The organism is Agrobacterium bohemicum, from assembly GCF_002896715.1.
GTDB lineage: Bacteria > Pseudomonadota > Alphaproteobacteria > Rhizobiales > Rhizobiaceae > Agrobacterium > Agrobacterium bohemicum.
The window spans coordinates 311,141-330,332 of record NZ_PGEL01000025.1 but is presented as its reverse complement, the minus strand read 5'-3'; the positions used below and the strand labels follow the sequence as shown (position 1 = coordinate 330,332).

Below are 19,192 nucleotides of genomic sequence, written 5' to 3'. Positions count from 1 at the left end.
TCATGACGCACAGGTCCGTTTCGGACATACGCAGTCAGGCCGACCAGCTCATCGCTCTCATTGATGATGCTCTCAATGGCCAGGTGAACGCCATTTTGCACCACGCTGAATTTCAGGCGATGGAAGCGAGATGGCGTGGGCTTGCCATGGTGGTACGAGAAGCCAGCAGATGCCCGGAAGTGAAAATCAAGCTTCTGAACGCCAGTTGGAGGGAGCTGGCGCGTAGCATGGAGCGCGCAACGGATTTCGACCAAAGCCACCTGTTCGAGATCATCTACAACAGAGAATTCGGCATGCCCGGCGGTGAACCCGTGGGGCTTTTGGTGGGAGACTACACGTTCTCTCCCGATGATTTCGAGGGCATCGATTCCATCACGGCATTGTCGCAGATCGGCATGGTCGCCGCTGCTGCGTTTTGCCCGTTCATAGCCGCAGCGGCCCCTTCCGCCGTTGGTCTTGAGGATTTCTCCGAGCTGAGCCGTGTTCATGATTTCTCATGGCTGAAACAGGAAAAGACCCGCCTTCGCTGGAATGCGTTGCGCGCCCGCGACGACAGCCGCTTCGTGGGGCTGGTCGCTCCCCGAATTCTGTTGCGTTCGCCCCACAAACCCTACTCGCGNCGCNGCGAAGATCCGTTTCCGTTTCGCGAACACATAGCGGAAAATGGCAAGACGCTGCTCTGGGGAAATGCGGCTTTCGCATTCGCGTGTGTCGTTATCAGGAATTTNACTGACTCCGGCTGGTTTGCCGACATCAGAGGCGTGACGCAGGACGAGGTGGACGGTGGCATGCTGTCCCAGTCTCAATTGCCACCGCTTGATCTCGGCATCGAGAGCAATGGCCTGTCGGCGCAGCCGCCTGTCGAGATGCAACTGACCATGGGTCAGGAACAGCAGTTTTCCGACCTCGGCATCGTGCCGGTGTCGACAACTTATCTTTCCAGCATGGCAATTTTCAACGCCAACCAGTCGCTTCACGCGCCAGGGCATTACTCCAAGGAAAGCGCGCGCCAGAACGCTAGGCTGGCGGCAATGCTGCAATATGTGCTGTGCGCCTCGCGGTTCTCGCATTACCTCAAGGTCATCATGCGCGACGACATCGGCCAGCTGAGCGATGCCATCACCATCGAGCGCAAGCTGGAAAACTGGCTGTCGTCCTACACGTTAGGCAATGACGATGCCGAGGCGTCGCTGCGCACCCGGTATCCTTTGCGCTCGGCCGGTATAAGCGTTTTCGAAATCCCCGGAAANCCGGGCAGCTTTTCCTGCACCGTCCGTCTCCAGCCGCATTTTCAGCTGGATGATGTTTCCACCAGTTTCCACCTCATTGCCGAAACGACCACGCATACGGCGTCCATCGCCCGGTCCCCGGCTGAGCCACAGAGGATACCAGCATGACATTGCGCGACGATATCTCCAGCCTGCTTGATGAAGACCAGCTTGACGAGGCCATCGTCAAGGCAAANGACCACGTCAAGACTGCCCCTTCGGACAAGGAAGGCCGCAACCTCTACATTGATCTGCTGATCCTTGCCGGAGAGTACGAAAAGGCCGATGCGCAGTGCAATCTGGCAGCCACATTCGCACCGCAGGATGCTGTTGGGTTCTCGCTGTTCCGCCACCACTTGCGCGCCATGGCGGCGCGCGTGGCATGGTTTGAAACCGGCGCCGTGCCTGATTTCGCTCACGGCCCATCCGAACTTGACCAGCTTGCCATCAAGGCCAACATCGCCGCGCGCGACGGCAAGGCGGATGAAGCAGCGCAAGCGCTTTTGCAACTGGACGAAAAGCGTGCTGAAATCTCCATCATTTNGAATGACGGCAAGGGAGGTGATATCCGCGATCTCGATGACCGCATCCCGCACGCGCTGGAAGTGTTGACCAACGGCGGTAAATATTTGTGGATCGATTTCAGCCGGATCGACACTCTGGTCATCGAGCCCATGACGCGCCCGCGCGATCTGGCCTTCCGCTCGGCTGAGATCACCCTGCTGGACGGCGCCATAGCATCGGTGCTGCTGCCGGCAGTCTATTACGGCGCGGACAAGACAACGCCGTTGCTGCTTGGTCGCGAAACCCTGTGGAATGACGATGCTCCTCTGGTGACGGGGCGCGGCCAGCGCTGCCTGTTGATCGGCGACGATATGGTGCCCTTCCACGAAATCTCCAGCCTTTCGGCACCTGCCAACACCGAAGAAAGGCAGACTGCGCGTGGTTGATCCGCTGGAGCAATATCGCCCAAAGCAAAGAACTCTTGCCCGCTCGGTGCTGGACCGATTGCTGGACGATGCGCCAGATCTGGAAANCGACCCGCCTGCTAGCCTGTCAGATCAAGTGCGTGAGATGCGCGAAGTCATTCGCCGCGATCTCGAAACCCTGCTGAACACCCGGCGCAATCCCGCTGGCCCGCCTGCCGATTTCAAAGAGTTGCCGGATGCCCTGGTAAGCTATGGCGTTGACGGCATTCTCTCCGCCAATCTCGTCACAGACGCCTCCAAGGCAAAGCTCGCCCAGACGATAGAGCGGCGGATATCGATGTTCGAGACACGCCTTGCGGATGTGCGCGTGTCGATCATGAAGAACCGGATGGATGGCGACCGGGCGTTGCGCATGCGCATTCAGGCGACGTTCCGCCTTCATGAAGGCATGCCGCCGATCAGCTTCGAATCTAAGATAGACCCATCGACCCAACGCTTTCTGGTGGAGGCAAGCAATGGCTGACGGCTTCCTCGAAAAGTACAATGACGAACTTTTTGCGCTGAGAAAACGGGCCTCCCGCTTTGCCGCGGCGTTCCCAAAGATCGCGGGTAGACTTCGAATGACCGGCGAAGTCGCCGACGACCCCCATGTTGAACGGCTGATCCAAAGTTTTGCCTATTCCGCCGCGCGCGTGCGGCAGAAGCTGGATGACGAATTCCCTGAACTCTCGGACAGCCTGCTGGAAACGCTCTATCCGCACTATCTCGCACCGCTGCCATCCATGAGCGTCGTGCATTTCGCACCAAGCCCGGCGCTGACGACGGTACAGACATTGCCACGACACAGCGAAATCCTGGCTGAGCCTATCGGCGGCGAAAGCTGCAAGTTTCGCACTACGCAAGATATCGACATCATCCCTTTGGAGATTGCGGCAGCGTCACTTGTTAGCCAACCTATCGACGCGCCTTTTTNCCCGTCATCGGCGGGTGCTGCAAGTTGCCTGAAACTTTCATTGCGAACCACCTCACCTCGTCCCGCAACATTTCGCGAGATAGGTCTGACATCGTTACAGATATTCATTTCATCGGCATGGCAGCAGGCGACCGCCCTTTACGAACTCCTGGCCAACCATTGCGTCGGAATTTCACTCGCCCAGCATTCCGAAGACCGCAACGCGATCTTCCTTCCAGCAGCCAATCTCAAACCGTCAGGGTTTNCGCGCGATCAGGCCATGCTACCCTACCCTGCCAACAGCTTCGACGGATACCGGCTGCTTACGGAGTTTTTCGCGCTGCCGCAGAAGTTTCTATTTCTGGATATCGAAGGCCTCGACCAATGGAGCGGCGGCGATTGCGAGCTTTACATCTACCTCGATGCCGCAGAGACGCGGCTTGAGCGTATGGTTTCGGCCAAGGACTTCGTGCTCAACGCATCGCCCGTCATCAATCTGTTCAAGCAGAGCTGCGAACCTTTAAGCCTCGATGGCACGCGAACGGAATATCGCCTGCTGCCGGATGCCAGACGTCAGAGAACACGGGAAATCTACGGCGTCGAAGATGTAGAGTTGACGAGCCGCACGGGCCAAATCGAAAAGACGTCGCCATTCTTCGGTCGGACGCAAAAANGCAATGGATCCAACGTCTTTTGGCAAAGCTATCGCCGCTTCGATGATGATGACGGTTCGTCCGATACCGACATCGCTTTTGTCGATCAGCAACGTGGGCCGCTGGGTCCGCTAGATGTCGTGGCCAGCGTCAGCACGCTGTGCATCAATCGAGAACTGCCCAGCCAATTGCCATTTGGCGGCGGGCATCCCTTCCTGCAACTCGCAGCAGGAAATGAGGCGGTTAATTCGGTTCATGCGCTGATGCCACCAACAGCAGCCGTTCGAATGAACGAGCGTTCCGCGCGCGAATGGCGGCTGATTTCGCATCTTCTCCTCAACCATCTGTCGCTGTTCGATAATGGTGGCGCCCCGCTGAAAGACATTCTCTCCCTTTATGCTTTCAGGGATACGCCTGAGACCCGCCAACTGGTGGAGGCCATCACGTCGGTCGAAGCGCGCAACTCACATGCCAGAATTGGCTCTGCGATGGTGCCGGGAACAGACATCACCCTGGAGTTCGACTCGACTTTGATAGACCGATCCGCCGCCTTCGTGTTCGCCAGCGTTCTCAACCACTTCTTCGGTCTTTACACCTCGATCAACAGTTTTACCCGCCTGACCGCAACGATGCGCGGCCAATCCGAACCCCTTGCCCGGTGGCCTGCCCGCGCGGCAGACCGACCGTTGCTATAGGAGTTCGCGATGCAGTCTCAGGCAATGCGTGAAAAACAAGCAGCGCTTCTGGCAAACGATCCAGGCAGCTTTGACCCTGCGACAGCGTTTCGGGTGGCGCAACATCTTGTCAAGCAGGATGAGTTGACCATCGGCTCCCACAACGGCGCACGCCCGACGCCCGTCGCTATCAGCGGTTATCGCAGCAAGAATGGCAAAGCGGAACTGCGCTCCGCATTCGCACCCATCATCGGTCCGCTTGGATCACTGCCGCCAAGCTATAGTGAATTGCAGCAGCGTGAAGAACGCAATCGTTCGAAGGCGTTGACCAGCTTCTTCAATCTGTTTGCCGCCCGCTTCAGCGAGCTTTTCGTTTCCGCGACAGAAAAATATCGGCTGGCGCGTGGGCTGCGCTGGACGCCGACCCCTGAGAACAACGCCTTTCGCAAAACGCTGCTTTCGCTGACAGGTTTCGGCACTACGGGTCTCAGCGCTAAGGTGGGTGTCAAGGAAGATGTCTTGCTGCGTTTCAGCGGCTTGCTGGCAAATCGCAACCGCAACGCAACGGCACTGACGTCGATGCTGCATGAATTCACAGGGCTTGATGTCACCATCGAGCAATTTCGCAGACGCTGGGTGCCGCTTCCGGTGCACGAGCAAAGCAGGATGGGGCAGCCCGGCGGTTTGCGGCTTGGGCAGAATGTGACGGCCGGAAGTGCCATCGAGGATTTCAGCGGCGGCTTCCGCATCGTCCTTGGCCCCGTCGGTTATGCGGATTATCTGGCGTTGACGCCCGGCTCGAAGCGGCTTGCGGAGATCTTCGCCGTCACAAGGCTTTTTGTCGGAAGCGCTTTTGAGTTCGATATTCAGGTCATTTTGAAAAANGAGGACGTACCTTTTNGCCAGCTGGGTCAGGCAGATGCACCGGCACGGCTGGGATGGAACAGCTGGGCCCGCCTTGCCCCCGCTGCAAAAGACAGCACCGACGCAATCGTAACCGAGCGCGAAGACTCGGCACTTTCAGCGTGAGGACGACATCATGAAACTTATTCTGAAAGAAAAGCAGGTCAACGGAAGTGCAAAGCCCACCCTGTGGAGCTTCGAGCAGGGCAGACGCGTAATAGGACGATCGACCGATTGCGACTGGCAGGTCAATGACGATGCCCGCCGAGTTTCCAAGCAACATTGCACACTGAGCTGCGACCGCGAGGGGTTCTCCATCACCGACCAGAGCGCGAACGGCACGCAGGTCGATGGCCGCCTCTTACTGGAAGGCGAAACCGTTCGCCTGCAAAATGGCTCACAGATCGGCATCGGCGGACAGACATTCGACGTCATCATCAGCGGCGAGGCTGAATTAGAATATGGTGATCCTGAAAGCTCGCTTCGTGTCAGCGACGAACATATGACGATATCCGCAATTCTGGCGGATATCGCGCCAAATGGCCGTTCTGCACGCGGCGTCATTGCCGGTGGTGCCTCCAACGACGATTGGCCGGACACGGCACCGGACCTGACCGGCAAGAAAACCAAGTCCATTTCCCGCAATGTCGAGGTCGGCTGGAACGCCCCTCCCTCGACTGCCGGTGTTGGCACTGTTTTGCCCACTGACTGGAACGAAGAGCCGGTGGAAAGCTCCAAGCATGAACACACCGATGCGATGAACATTCCAGTGCTGGTTTCACGGCCCAAGAAGAAAGCACCCGTCGAAGATTTCGACGCTGTCTTCATGGGTGGGGACGACGAGGAGGCAGAGATTGAGCCGGCAGCCGCAGTTGTGCCCGGCACGAGCGATCCTATCGATGACCTTCTGCTCGAGATGGAAANGGAAAGCGCCGAATGTCTTTCCATCCTCGACATCGACCAGACGGCCATCGGCGCTGAGACCCATGAGACATCGCCAAGAGCACGGCTTGAAGGCCTTATTCGCCAGCAGCGGCTGCTGGCCTCGTCTCTGGAAATCCTGATCCGAACCTGCACGCAAAAGCTCGAGCCGCGATTGATCGAAGCCAAGGCTGACGCTCAAAACGACTGGCGCGACAAGATTGCACGCAAGGAATGGGGCGCTCTGGTTCAGAGGACCGATTACTGGTCCACGTTCAAAAAGCACTTCGAAGAAGATGGTCGTCAATTGTCGGTCAGGGAGTTTCTTCAGCGCGCAGCACGGGGCGAGGCTGCGCCTGATGAAGCGCTTCAAACAGATACCAAGGGGGTAAGCAGACAAAATGAGGCATGAAANCCGGGTTGCCTGGAGCGAGGGCATGTTCCTTCGCGTTCAACATTTTCAGCAATCGGACCGTTGGACGGAGCGACTGGTCCGCAATACCACGCGCAACCTTTCGCCATATCCCTGGGGTGTCGCGGAAATAGGCATTGATCGTAGCGCCTTGGCCATCGGCCAGTTTGCGCTCTCGAACCTGCGCGGCATATTGCCCGATGGAACGCCGTTCGAAGCGCCTGAGGATTCTGATCTACCCCCGCCGCTGGATTTGGATGAAGGCGTCAAGAATGCAATCGTCTATCTGGCGCTTCCGGCCCGTCAGCCGGGCAAGGCCGATATGTCCAGTAGCGCCAAGGCTGATAGCAACAGCGTGCGCGTTGTCGCAACCACATATGAGGTGTCCGACGCCAACGTCGATACGGATTTCATAGCGCCTATCGACGTCGGGCGCTTGAGTCTCAAATTCCTGAAANCAGGCGACGATCTTTCCGGCTATGATCTCATCGGGCTGGCGCGTGTCATCGAGGTGCGCTCCGACCGCGCTGTCATTCTCGATCCGGATTTCATTCCGCCGATCCTCAATTGCGCAGCCTCGTCACGCCTTTCCGAATTGCTGACGGAGCTTCTCGGTATTGTCCGGCACCGGGCGCAGGCAATCTCAGAGCGCATCGGTGATCCGACCATTCGGGGTACCGCAGAAGTCGGCGATTATTTNCTGCTGCAAATTCTCAATCGCGCCGATCCGCTGCTGGCTCACCTTTCCGCGAATGCCACGCGGTTTCATCCCATCCGGTTTTATGAGGACTGCATTCAACTGGCCGGTGAACTTGCCACATTCACCACGGATACAAAGCGCGCAACGGATTTTCCGCCCTATCGCCATGATGATCTGAAGGCGAGCTTTGCCGCTGTCTTCGATGATCTGCGCACGTCGCTTTCCTCCGTCTTGGAGCAGGCCGCTGTCGCCATCGAACTGGTGGAACGCAGACACGGTGTGCGTGTCGGCACCATCCACGACCGCACCCTGCTACGCGACTCCGGATTCGTTCTGGCCGTTCGCGCAGATATGTCAGCCGAGGATATCCGCCGCAAGCTGCCAGCCCAGATAAAGGTCGGCCCGGTGGAGCGCATTTCCGAACTCGTCAACGTGGCGCTGCCGGGCATTCCCGTACGCTCGCTGCCGGTCCTTCCGCGCCAGCTCCCTTATCGTTCCGGCACGATTTATTTCGAGATCGATACCAAGTCACCTCTCTGGAAGCAGCTTGAAACCTCCGGCGCCATCGCGCTGCATCTCGCGGGTGAATTCCCCGGCCTTGAGATGGAAATGTGGGCATTACGCGAATGAGCAACGACAAGCCCTCCTCATGGCAAGATTTGCCGACGGTGGTTGAGATCACCGACGAAAGCCGGCTTCGAAACAAAAATGCTCGCAACATGGCGGCTATCCTCGATGACATCATCGAGACCGACGTGGTCCCCGCCCGCGCAGGCCGCAGCGACAATTCGCTGCCCATCGATGCGCTGCTGTCCAATTTCCGTTTCGGCGGCGACGAGGTCCCGACACTGGTGCAGTCGGCAGCACCCCTGCTGAACCTTGCACATGTGTTGCGCTTCAGCGATGCCGAGCCGGACCCGGAGCATCTGCGCCGCGCCTGCATGGAGGCCATTACCCGTTACGAGCGCGATCTTGGATCTGCCCGTATCAGCCCGGAACGCGCCAGAGCCGCCCACTACGTGGTCTGCGCGACCGTGGACGATGTCATCTTGAGCAAGCCTTGGGGCGTGCGTGCAGGCTGGGCCCGCTCCGGCCTCGTTTCCACCTTCCACAATGACGTCACCGGCGGCGACCGCGTATTTGACATTCTCGACCATTTCCACCAGTCGCCTGGTGCCAACAAAGACATACTTCTGCTGCTCTATCTCTGCCTTTCACTGGCATTCGAAGGACGCACACGCGTTTCCGCAAAGGGTGCGCTAGAGCTTTCCCGCATCCGCGACAGTCTCTATAAAACGCTGATCGGGCAGTACGGGGTATTCGAACGCGAGTTGTCGCCGCACTGGCAGGGTGTCGAGGCACGGCACACGCCGCTGCGCACTATGGCGGCGCTTTGGACCCTGCTGTCACTGATCGCACTGGCATTTGCCTTCGGCTACCTGTTCTTCACCCTGTCTTTGAACAGCGCATCCGATACCACCTTCGAGCGGCTGGCATCGTTGCCTCCCACCGACACGCCGAGTGTGTTGATCACAACGCCACCCGCCCCGCCTGAAACACAGCCGGTCAAGGCCGAAGAGCCAAAAGTGGAGCCGCCAAGGATCGTTGAGCCGCCGAAACCGACGCGGCTGGATAATCTGATGGCGTTCCTCCAGCCGGAGGTTCAGAGAAATCTGGTAACGCTGGCGAATGTCAACGGTCGTCTTCGTGTACGCATCAACAATTCCGGCCTGTTCAATGTCGGCAGCGCCGATGTCAGCCCGCAATTCCGTGATCTCATCCAGCGCATCGGCGGCGCGCTTGCTGCCGACAAATTCCGTGCGGTGGTTATCGGCTACACGGACAATGTGCCGATCAAGACAATCCAGTTCCCATCGAACTGGCATCTTTCGGAAGCCCGCGCCAAGGCGGTGGGTGATATTCTTTCCACCTTTACAGGCCCCGAAGCCATTCTAACTGAAGGCCGCGCCGACAGCGATCCGATTGCCGATAACAATACGGCGGAAGGGCGGGAAAAGAACCGCAGAACAGAGATCATGGTGCTGACCAATCCCGGCGAACAACTGAGCGAAGCGGGTATTCTTTCCCCGACGATCACAACGACAACCGGACAGCAACCAGGTGAGGCCCAGCAATGAATCCGCTGAGTTATTTTTATACGATCCGGTCATATGTCGATAGCTATGCTGCCCTCATCGGCAGGCGGTTCATCTCGTTGCTGTGGGCCGTAGCACTCTGCGTCGTCATCTGGTTTNACGGATATCTCGTCGCCTTCGGTACTTTTAAACCTTTCGGAACGACGCAGGCGCGCTTGATTGCCATCGGCATCATATTGCTGATCTGGGTGGTCTACATCGTCATTACGGCCTACCGCGCTCGCAAGCAGGACAAGGAACTTGTTGATAGCATTGAGCAGGAAGCGCTAAACAACAGGAATGCCGAAGTCGGCGAGATACAGACTCGGCTGAAAGAGGCGCTTGCCCTGTTGCGCCGGGTTACCAAGAAGCGGTTCGGCTATATCTACGATCTACCTTGGTATGTGATCTTCGGCGCTCCCGGTTCCGGTAAAACCACGGCGCTGACCAATTCCGGCTTGCAGTTTCCTCTGGGCGATGCGCTTGGCGAAAGTGCCGTGAAGGGCATCGGCGGAACGCGAAACTGCAATTGGTGGTTCACCGATGAGGCTATCCTCATCGACACCGCAGGCCGCTACACGACACAGGACGACCTCGACGGCTCGTCCAAGGCTGGCTGGGAAGGCTTTCTCAATCTCCTGCGGCGCTATCGACGGTCTCAGCCGATCAACGGTGCACTCGTCACTCTGTCCATCCACGACCTTTTGACGCGTGACCCGGAGGAGCAGCGTCAGGAGCTTCGCTCCATCAGACAGCGTCTATCGGAACTGGACGAGTATCTGCACGCACGCGTGCCTGTTTATGTCGTGCTGACAAAGGCCGACCTTTTGGACGGCTTCATCGAGTTTTTCGATGGCTTCAACAAAACGGATCGTCATCAGGTCTGGGGTACGACGTTCAAGCTGGACGAAAGCTATTCCGCACAGGACCTGCCCGAGCGTTTTCTCGAAGAATTCGAACTGTTGCAACAACGTGTCGATGCGATGCTGATCGAGCGTTTGCAACAGGAGCAGAATGCGGAGATACGTGGTCGCATTTTCCGCTTCCCAGCAGAACTTTCCAAGCTCAAGGACCGCTTGCATGAGGCATTGAGCGAGCTTTGCGCCAGCTCACCGCTGATCGAAGCTCCTCTGCTTCGTGGCGTGTACTTCGCGTCCGGAACACAGGCCGAAGCCGGAACGACGGCCCCACGCGCCCACCGCAGCTACTTCCTCGTGCGCCTTTTCAAGGAGGTCATTTTTCCGGAAGCAGCGCTCGTCATGCGTGACAAGCGCCTGTCCGGCCGTCAGCTTTTGGTCCGGCGCATAGCCTATGGCTTGTCCGTGGCTGTGGTCGCAATCGTGTTTACCGGTTGGATCTTGACCTATTTCTCCAACACGCAGGCGCTGGCGGAGGCAGACCGAAAACTCAATGCTTACCAGCAGCTAGTGCAGGGTATTCAAGTTCGCAACGTATCGGACGCGGACTTCCTGCGCATTCTTCCAGCTCTCGATAATCTGCGCGACGTGAATTCCGGCTTTGCCAAAGACCGCGTATGGAATGTTGGTTTCGGGCTTGATCAGGAGGAAAAAATCGCTGGCAGACAGCGCGATGCCTATCAGCGGGCGTTGAACGCACTGCTTTTGCCGCGCATGATCGTGCAATTACAAAAGCAGCTTCAAGACGAGAACGATGTCACGCGGACGTTCAATTCGTTAAAGCTTTACGGCATGCTCGGCGGTCTCGGTAACCTCGACCGCGATTTCATGACCGTGCAGTCGCAGGATATGTTCGCGTCTCTCTATCCCGGTGATGGCAGGNCCGCGGCCCGTGACGCGCTCAATCGCCATGCGCTGGCGCTGGCCGGTGGTGTCCTGGCCCCGATAGAACTCGACGCCAGACTGATTTCCAAGGCGCGGGACACCATCCGTGGTCAGGCCATCGGTGCCCGCGCATATGATATTCTCGCTGGCCTTCCGCAGGCACGCGAGCTGCCGAACTGGAGCCCTTCTGGTGCTTTCGGGCCGCTTGGCGAACGCGCCATGGAGCGTGAAAGTAGCGCACCGCTGGTGGATGGCATCGAAGGGCTGTTTACTGCCAATGGATATCGCGGCGTGGTCATCCCACAGGTTTCCTACGCCTCACGCGTCGCGCTGTCTGAAGCCTGGGTGCGGGGTTCGGATGATGCAATTCGTGGTGCGACCGTGGAAACCGTGGCGCAGGCCGCTCTTCAGATATATTTTGACCGCTTTGAAAAACGCTGGAACGACCTTCTTACCGATGTCCGCATCAAGCCTTCGCAGAGCCTTGGTGACGCGGTAGAGACGACGCGCATTCTGGCGAATGATCGCAATATCGTCATAGAAGCCGCCAAGTCCATCGCTGATGCGACCGACCTGCGTCCTAACGCAGGCGCGAGCCTCACCACTCTGGCGACGACCACCGACGGTGACAATACGGCAGCGATCCTGTCAGCAACCGTCGATGCGGCTGATCCATATGCACGACTTCGCGAAATGCTGGCAGCGAAAGGGTCGGGTCAATCCGAACAGACGAACAGCAATGGCGCAAATGGTGGCAAGGAAACAGGTTCGCCTTCGGAACAGCTGCTTGCCGATATCAAGGCTTTGCATGAGCAACTGGCACGTTCCTCGACCACGTCGGACGAGGTGGCCAAAGTGTTCGATGTGGACAGCCAGTTGACGAAAGCCAATCAGGATCTGTTGCAGGAGGCGCGCCAGCTTCCGGCACCGCTTGACGTCTGGGTTGCCGGGCTTGCGGCCGACGTCGGTTCGCTGGCGGTGAAATCCGCACGTGGCCGAATTGCCGATCTCTGGGCAGCGGAAGGCGCGTCGCTTTGCTCCTCTATTGTTTCGGGCCGCTATCCATTTGATCGTGCATCTCCAAGAGATGTTGCTATGGCCGATTTCACCCGGCTTTTCGGACCGAAGGGCACCTTCCAGACGTTCTTCAAGCAACGCATGGAGCCATTCGTCGACAGAACGACAACCCCATGGGGTTGGAAGGGCACCTTTGGCGCAACAGGCATACCCAGTGATGCCATCGCTCAGTTCGAGAATGCCGACAAGATTTTCCGCGCTTTCTTTCCCAATGGGAGTGAAGTGCCAGCGGTTTCAATCAACGTGAAGCCGGTGTCGCTGACGGATGCGTCAAGTGCGGTCATGCTGGAAATCGAGGGAGAACGGGTGGTGTATTATCATGGCCCGGTTCAAGCAAAATCCATCACCTGGCCTTCGGAGAGCAATTCCGCCAATCTTTCGCGCATCGCTTTCCAGCCCGGCGGCTGGCAGCAGGCGAAAACAGAAAATGGCGACTGGTCGCCATTCCGTCTGTTCGACGACGCTAAAATCGATAACCAGGCAGGCGATTTGTTAAGGGCTAGGTTTGAAAATAATGGCCAGGTGGCTGAGTTCGATATTCAATTTGGATCGGTGCTCAATCCGTTCAGGCTGGATGCACTTGCGAATTTCACCTGCCCTGCTCAATTCTGAGTGACAGACCAATGGTGTTTAATGGAGGGGATAATGACAACGAAAATGCACCGGCACCGCAGAGCCGCCTTGTCTGACTGATGGCAAAGCAAGTCAGCCCCCCNGTCAAAGCCGCAGTCGAAAGCGATCGGATCGGCTTTTTCGGGAAGATCCAGAGCCACGGAGATTTCATCTCCGAGGGAATGGACCGCGATCTCATCGGCGCGCTCGATGGTTGGGTGCAGGCAGGCATGCATGCCTGCGCCGATGTTTTNGCATCGCGTTGGAATTCCGTTTTTNCAGCATCCCCTCCATTGCGCTTCATTACCGAGCGCGGAATTTGGGGGCGCAATGCCTATGCGGGTGTGCTCCTGCCCAGCCGTGACAGGGTTGGCCGTAAATATCCATTAGTCGTATTGGCACAACTGACAGACTTCAACCAGCACCCAAGAACGCTCTATCTTGATGATACCTGGTTCATGGCCGCGGAAGCGGTGGCTGAAACGTCCATGAGATCAGATTTCGACATGCAGCGCTTTACGACATCGGTCAAGCGGCTACGTTTGCCCAAGCCGAAAGGCGAGGATGAGGACGTCCAGTTCTCCGCCCGTTCCGGCGGGCCGATCAGTCTTTGGTGGTATATCGATGCCGACACTCGCCGTGCTCGCGGAATGAAATTCGAAGGCAAGCCCGCGGCAACGGATTTTGTGCGGCTGTTTCGTGACCAGACGTCTACGGAGGAAAGCGAGACGCCTGCGAGCCCGCCGCCCGCTCAACAGGTTTCTCCTGAGACTAAACCTGCGTCTCCACCCAAAACCACGATTGCCCCGAANCCGCCGCGGCATGAGGCGTCCACAGCTTCGCTTATCTATAGTTACGCCACGCATCCGGGAACGCGCCTTAGCGTCAATGCGGATGCACTATTNGTATCCAAGAGCCCTGCCCTCTTCGCCATTGCCGATGGTGTTGGAGACGGCAATGCAGCGGTTGAGGCTGCACGGCTGACGACCAATGCGCTCACCGACATCGCCAGCAACGATCAGGCTGAATTTGTCACTCAGGATATCAAGGGCAAACTCGGAACGGTCAACAGTCTGCTGCTTTCACGCCAGTTTGGGACAGGAGCGCAAAAACCAATGGCAAGCGTAGTTGTGGCGTCTTTGGTTGAGAATACGCTGACAGTCCTGTGGTCAGGCGATGCGCGCGCCTACGTTCTGCGTGATGGCACCATGCATATGTTGTCACGCGATCATGTCATCGTCGGTATGAAAAAGCAGCTTTCACAATGTCTGGGCCTTTCCCAGCAATTTCGTCCCGATACCTTTGGCGAAGAGTGGGGTATGCATGACCGCTTGTTGCTATGCAGTTTCCCCCTGATGCAGGCATTGAAGGAGCGCATCGTCGCCGAGATATTGCAGGAGACTCCGATCAGCGATTGCGCCAATGCGTTGATGCAGGAAGCGCTTATCGAAAATGTCAGGGACAATATCAGCGCTATCGTGATCGGAAATCGGCTTGAGCAACGATGAAGATGTTGCAAGACGTTTTGCCGATTTGTGGGCTACGATACGACAGTCTGAAAGATCTGAGGACGTCATAGATCGTATTCGTGATGCGCTTGATCGCAAGGCGTCCAAGTTGGCTCGGCAAAATCCCGCTTTCATTGAAAACAGTTTCACACTCGAGGCCGTGGCCTATGAAACGGAAACGACACAGATTTTGCGGGTAACGCACCGCGATCGGCGTACATCGTTTGCCATTAAAACATTACCAGAAATCCGACGTGATAACGCTTTCCTTGTGCAAAATCTGCGCAGAGAAGCCGAGATAGGCCTGTCTATACGGCACCCCTGCGTGCAGGAAGTTTCGGCACTTCTGCGTTTGCCAGATGGGCGGCCCGGCCTGCTGCAACCATGGACGCCTATGTCTCTCGCATCTCTGCTGGCAGACCGAAAACTGACCCAGAATGAGATCAACACGACGCTGCACCGAGTGCTGAGAGCTGTTGCCGCGCTCCACGCAGAAGATTATGTCCATGGCGACATCACGCCTGCAAACATTCTACTTCCAGATGGAGATTTGGAAAAGGCACGGCTTGCGGATTTCGGGATCACGCTGACAACCGGCGAACACCACCGCATGCACGGTATCGACTATGCGGGTTCACCGGAATTTTCAGCACCGGAACAAATGGCTGGCTCGTCTGCGGCGCATCCGCTGCATGATATATATTCGGTCGGCAAGCTAGCCCAGCGGCTGCTGAGCGTCACAGATGCTGACGTCGATGACAAGGTCGTGAGATTTGCGCAGATTTGCACGGCACTGGACGCATCAAAGCGCCCTCAATCTGCGAACGACGCCGCTCTTTATCTTTAGGCAAGAGCGGCATTTTGCAAACGCCCTCATCCCCGTAGATATCAGTTGGAACCGCCCGGCTGAGGCGCTGCCGCCGTCGGCACGCTCTTCTGGAAGACCGTCAACAGCTTGGCAGAATCCACCAGCGGTGCGTTGCTGGCATAGAGAACGTCACCCTTCTGCATCTGGAATAGCTGCATCAAGGCGATGCTGGACGCGTCACGCATATTGACGTGGTAGATCACCGGTTTCATGGTCGGTGTGAGAGCCACCGGGTCCTTGGAACCGGACGGCGCCTTCGTTGGCACGTTAACGATCTCGTTGCGGAAANCGTACACATTGCGGGCATCGGCACGATCATCCAGCAGGCCTCCGGCACGGCCAACGGCCTGCGCGAGCGTCATCTTGCCGGTTTCGAACTGGAATTCACCAGCGCTCTTGAATGCACCAAGCGCGGTGAAGCTCGATGCATCACCATCGATCATGATCTGGTCGTCTGGCGACAGGCGGATATTCTGGCGATCTTCCCGCATGATGCGGTCCAGAGAGGCACTGGCGCGCTGTGTGCCGCGAACGACTGTCACTTGAGCCGCACCCGGCGCAACGGTTGGACCGCCAGACTGGTTGATGGCATCCATGACCCGCTCCTGCCGAGCAGTCAGGGCAAGTTTGCCGGGCGTCTTGACCGCGCCGCTGAGCATGACAGCGCTTGTCGGCTTATCCACAACCGTGACAACCGCCTGTGGATTGACCGCAGAGCCTTTGAGGCCGGTCACGACCTGCGACTGCAAGCCCTCTGGTGTCGAGTCGATCACACGCTTCTTGCCGATGAAGGGTAGATTGACGCTGCCATTTTGGTCGACTGTGAAGCGCCCGAGATTAAGTGTCTTGCTCTGGGTAGAGGAAAAANGTCCATCTTCGCCGGTATCAAGTACAGTGATGTCGATAACATCGCCACGGCGCAGACGTTGAGAGTTGTAACCAGTATTGCGCAAAGCAGTCAGACCAGGACCGGTCGAGCTTTCCACCAAAGACGGTGACATTGGCGTCGCAGGCGCGTTTGCCAGCTCAATAACACGAATTTTTTCATTGGTGTTGGGAAGAGTTGCTGACCGGATATTTCCGGCAGTCGGACCATCAGAGGGCTTCGCACAACCGCTCAACAAAGCCAAAAGAAGTACCGAGACAACCTTCTTCATTCCATTTCCCCGCAATAGAATCACCTACACGCAGGAATAGCATCAAGGCGTTAACTCGCAATAACTTTGAAGCTGAAAATTGAAAANGATGCCATCGGTAACAGAGCCCCTGTGGCCATTTGGCAACCAGTGACGTTACGTTATGCCACAAATTTTTTAGCCTTACAAAAGGAAGACGCCAAACGTTGTGCGATAGCCTTACAAACCACCGTCCAGAAGATGGATCGAGCCTACGTCTCAGATACTCACCTCTTCATGCTTGAAGCGATCCGAGGTCAATCGACGACAGCCTTATGCGGCTTCTTTTGCCGGGAAGGCGCTTTTCCGGGTTTTCCGAATAAATAGCCCTGCGCTTGGGCGCAGCCCTCATCGACCACCATTCTGTATTGGCTATCCGTCTCGATACCTTCGGCCGTTACTGGCAAATCTAGGCTGCGACCAAGCCCGATGATGGCGCGCACGATAGAGTGGGCATTTTCATCCTGCTTCATGGCCGCGATAAAGCTGCGGTCGATCTTGATCTTGTCGAAAGGGAAACTGCGAAGATTGCTGAGCGAGGAGTATCCAGTTCCGAAGTCGTCCATGACGATTGTAACGCCAAGCCCCTTCAGTTGCCGCATGGTGGACAGCGTTATGGCGCGGTCCTTCAGAAGTGCGGCTTCCGTCATCTCAAGCTCGAGACGCAAAGGAGACAGTCCGGTTTTTTCAAGCGTCGAGCAGATCGTGTATGCGAGATTTGCGAGGGAGAACTGTACCGGTGAGACATTGACCGCCACTTTGATATGCGGTTCCCAGCGCGTGGCGGCGGAGCACGCTTCGTGCAATATCCATTCACCGAGCGAAATGATGATGCCGCTTTCCTCCGCGATCGGAATAAAGACGTCCGGCGGTACCGTGCCGCGCGTTGGGTGTTGCCACCGCACCAGCGCTTCGTAACTCGCCACTTCACCGTTTNCCACAGAATGCACCGGCTGATAGAGGAGCTCCAGCTCGTTGCGGCTGATGGCTTGGCGCAGATCGGATTCCAGACGCCGACGTTCTTTGCTTTCCTGATCCATTGCCGGGTCGTAAAAAGCGACGATGCCGCGGCCATTCACCTTCGCGCGGTAAAGCGCCATGTCAGCAGCATGCATCAGGGTCTCACTGTCGTCGCCATTAGCGGGGAAAGCTGCAATGCCGATGGTGACGCCCACGGCTGTCGGGTCGCTGACACAATTCATCTCCCGCCGGAATGTCGACAAGATATGCTCACCGAGATCACGCGCGTCTTCGCTTGTGGTGCTGAAAGCGGTCAGAATGAGGAATTCGTCTCCACCCAATCTGGCCACAAGGTCACCTGGCCTGGCAGACTGTATCAATATTCGTGCGACATCCTTGAGGACGCGGTCACCTTCGGCATGGCCGAAGAGATCATTCACGGCTTTGAAACGGTCGAGGTCCAGCGCCAGCAGCGCGAACTCGTCATCTTCCTGCGCAACGGCAATGTGATTTTTCAACCGTTCTTGAAAGAGCGTACGGTTGGCGAGACCAGTGAGAACATCGTAACGCGCCAGGTATTCGATCTCGCGTTGCGCCCGCCGTTTTNCCGTCAGATCGCGCACTGCCATAACCTCGCAGGGACGCCCACGATATTCGATGGTGGTGACAGCGAGCTCGAACGTGCGTGATCGATCGCCGCGGTTCGGAACTGCCTCCACAGCCCCATTGCGCTGTAGATGAGCTGGAATGCCGTCATCGGCATGCATCAGTTCTTCGGCATTTTCTCCGATAAGTGAGGCTTCGCTTGTGTCAAACAATTTCGCAAACCGGCTGTTGACCTCAACGATCCGACCATCGCGCACCACTGCCAGACCATCCAGCGTAGCGCCCACGAGGCCTTTCAGATCTACCAGATGACGGTCTATCAGTGCGGCAACGCCGGTGGCAGCTAGGATAAGGAACGTCACCCCGCTGATCGCACCCATCATCACCACCCTGTCCAGACCCTCAACTTGCGGACCTGGTATGCTGGGATCAGGAATGAGGATCGTGGATGACATTGCCGTGAAATGAAGGATCAGCACGCCCAGGATCGACGCTGTCGCGGACGCCACAACGCGCTTCCAGCTAAGGAGGCTCTGGAATAGAATAAATGACAGTGTGAAGAGAGCGCCAGCGATAACAGTGCCGACGATGATGGGCGGCAGGCGGTATTCAATCTGAGCGGCCACTTGCATCCCGGTCATACCCAGGAAATGCATCGCAGCAACCGTCAATGTTATGATGCCTCCTGATAACATCGCACCCCTTATGCCACGCCACAAATATTGCATGCTCAGCCAAAAGCCGAACACGGCAACGACGGCAGAAACCGTCGTGAATGGGAAATCAAATCCGATCGGCACACTGCCTTGATAGGCCAGCATGGCGATGAAGTGAGTCGCCCAAACGCTGAGACCGGACGCCAAAGCAGCGACGAGAACCCAATAGGGTCTGCGTCTCACTGGGCTTTCTTCCGCACGAAGCAACAGATGATAGAAGGATAGCATTCCAAGAAGCGCGATTACGCCAGCAAGCACGACGATCCGTCGATCATGTTGCAAAGCAACACATTCTAGTACAGCGAACACTGGGCCAACACC

13 protein-coding genes are annotated in these 19,192 nt (G+C 57.2%); 11 read left to right on the top strand and 2 right to left on the bottom strand.

Annotation, left to right across the window (positions count from 1 at the left end; translation table 11 throughout):
* The first annotated feature begins 2 nt into the window (after positions 1-2).
* From tssC to CUC55_RS13550, 11 genes are all read left to right on the top strand, one after another.
* Positions 3-1,397, top strand: coding sequence for a type VI secretion system contractile sheath large subunit (gene tssC, locus CUC55_RS13600; protein ID WP_103088195.1), 1,395 nt, complete (start codon positions 3-5; stop codon positions 1,395-1,397).
* Entirely contained in the window at positions 1,394-2,218 is an 825-nt protein-coding gene (locus tag CUC55_RS13595) for a type VI secretion system accessory protein TagJ (protein WP_103088194.1), read from the top strand. The genes tssC and CUC55_RS13595 overlap by 4 nt, the downstream gene beginning before the upstream one ends.
* The gene (gene tssE, locus CUC55_RS13590) at positions 2,211-2,720 is read left to right on the top strand and encodes a type VI secretion system baseplate subunit TssE (protein WP_103088193.1); all 510 of its coding nucleotides are present in this window, start codon (positions 2,211-2,213) and stop codon (positions 2,718-2,720) included. Before CUC55_RS13595 ends, tssE begins: the two co-directional genes overlap by 8 nt.
* On the top strand, positions 2,713-4,497 hold the full coding sequence (tssF, locus tag CUC55_RS13585) for a type VI secretion system baseplate subunit TssF (RefSeq protein ID WP_103088192.1): 1,785 nt from the start codon (positions 2,713-2,715) through the stop codon (positions 4,495-4,497). The genes tssE and tssF overlap by 8 nt, the downstream gene beginning before the upstream one ends.
* Positions 4,498-4,506: 9 nt before the next feature.
* On the top strand, positions 4,507-5,505 hold the full coding sequence (gene tssG / locus CUC55_RS13580) for a type VI secretion system baseplate subunit TssG (protein WP_103088191.1): 999 nt from the start codon (positions 4,507-4,509) through the stop codon (positions 5,503-5,505).
* 10 nt (positions 5,506-5,515) lie between these two features.
* Entirely contained in the window at positions 5,516-6,712 is a 1,197-nt protein-coding gene (locus CUC55_RS13575; protein ID WP_103088190.1) for an FHA domain-containing protein, read from the top strand.
* Positions 6,702-8,042, top strand: coding sequence for a type VI secretion system baseplate subunit TssK (gene tssK, locus CUC55_RS13570; protein WP_103088189.1), 1,341 nt, complete (start codon positions 6,702-6,704; stop codon positions 8,040-8,042). The genes CUC55_RS13575 and tssK overlap by 11 nt, the downstream gene beginning before the upstream one ends.
* On the top strand, positions 8,039-9,550 hold the full coding sequence (tssL, locus tag CUC55_RS13565; RefSeq protein ID WP_067648183.1) for a type VI secretion system protein TssL, long form: 1,512 nt from the start codon (positions 8,039-8,041) through the stop codon (positions 9,548-9,550). Before tssK ends, tssL begins: the two co-directional genes overlap by 4 nt.
* Positions 9,547-13,038, top strand: a complete 3,492-nt coding sequence (tssM, locus tag CUC55_RS13560; protein ID WP_103088188.1) for a type VI secretion system membrane subunit TssM — start codon at positions 9,547-9,549, stop codon at positions 13,036-13,038. Before tssL ends, tssM begins: the two co-directional genes overlap by 4 nt.
* 80 nt (positions 13,039-13,118) lie before the next feature.
* Positions 13,119-14,546 (top strand): type VI secretion system-associated protein TagF, encoded by a 1,428-nt coding sequence (gene tagF / locus CUC55_RS13555; protein ID WP_103088187.1) that lies wholly within the window; start codon positions 13,119-13,121, stop codon positions 14,544-14,546.
* Positions 14,533-15,393, top strand: a complete 861-nt coding sequence (locus tag CUC55_RS13550; RefSeq protein ID WP_245303956.1) for a protein kinase domain-containing protein — start codon at positions 14,533-14,535, stop codon at positions 15,391-15,393. Before tagF ends, CUC55_RS13550 begins: the two co-directional genes overlap by 14 nt.
* A 41-nt stretch (positions 15,394-15,434) precedes the next feature.
* Here CUC55_RS13550 and CUC55_RS13545 read toward each other — a convergent pair whose 3' ends face one another.
* Positions 15,435-16,571 carry a polysaccharide biosynthesis/export family protein gene (locus CUC55_RS13545; RefSeq protein ID WP_103088186.1) on the bottom strand — a complete coding sequence of 379 codons (1,137 nt, stop codon included), beginning with the start codon at positions 16,569-16,571 and terminating at the stop codon, positions 15,435-15,437.
* Positions 16,572-16,846: 275 nt separating this feature from the next.
* Positions 16,847-19,180 (bottom strand): bifunctional diguanylate cyclase/phosphodiesterase, encoded by a 2,334-nt coding sequence (locus tag CUC55_RS13540; protein ID WP_103088185.1) that lies wholly within the window; start codon positions 19,178-19,180, stop codon positions 16,847-16,849.
* Positions 19,181-19,192: the final 12 nt, after the last annotated feature.

Bases quoted from the DNA above. Each gene is read 5' to 3' on its own strand.
- tssL (WP_067648183.1), top strand. From the start codon at position 8,039: ATGAGCAACGACAAGCCCTCCTCATGGCAAGATTTGCCGACGGTGGTT.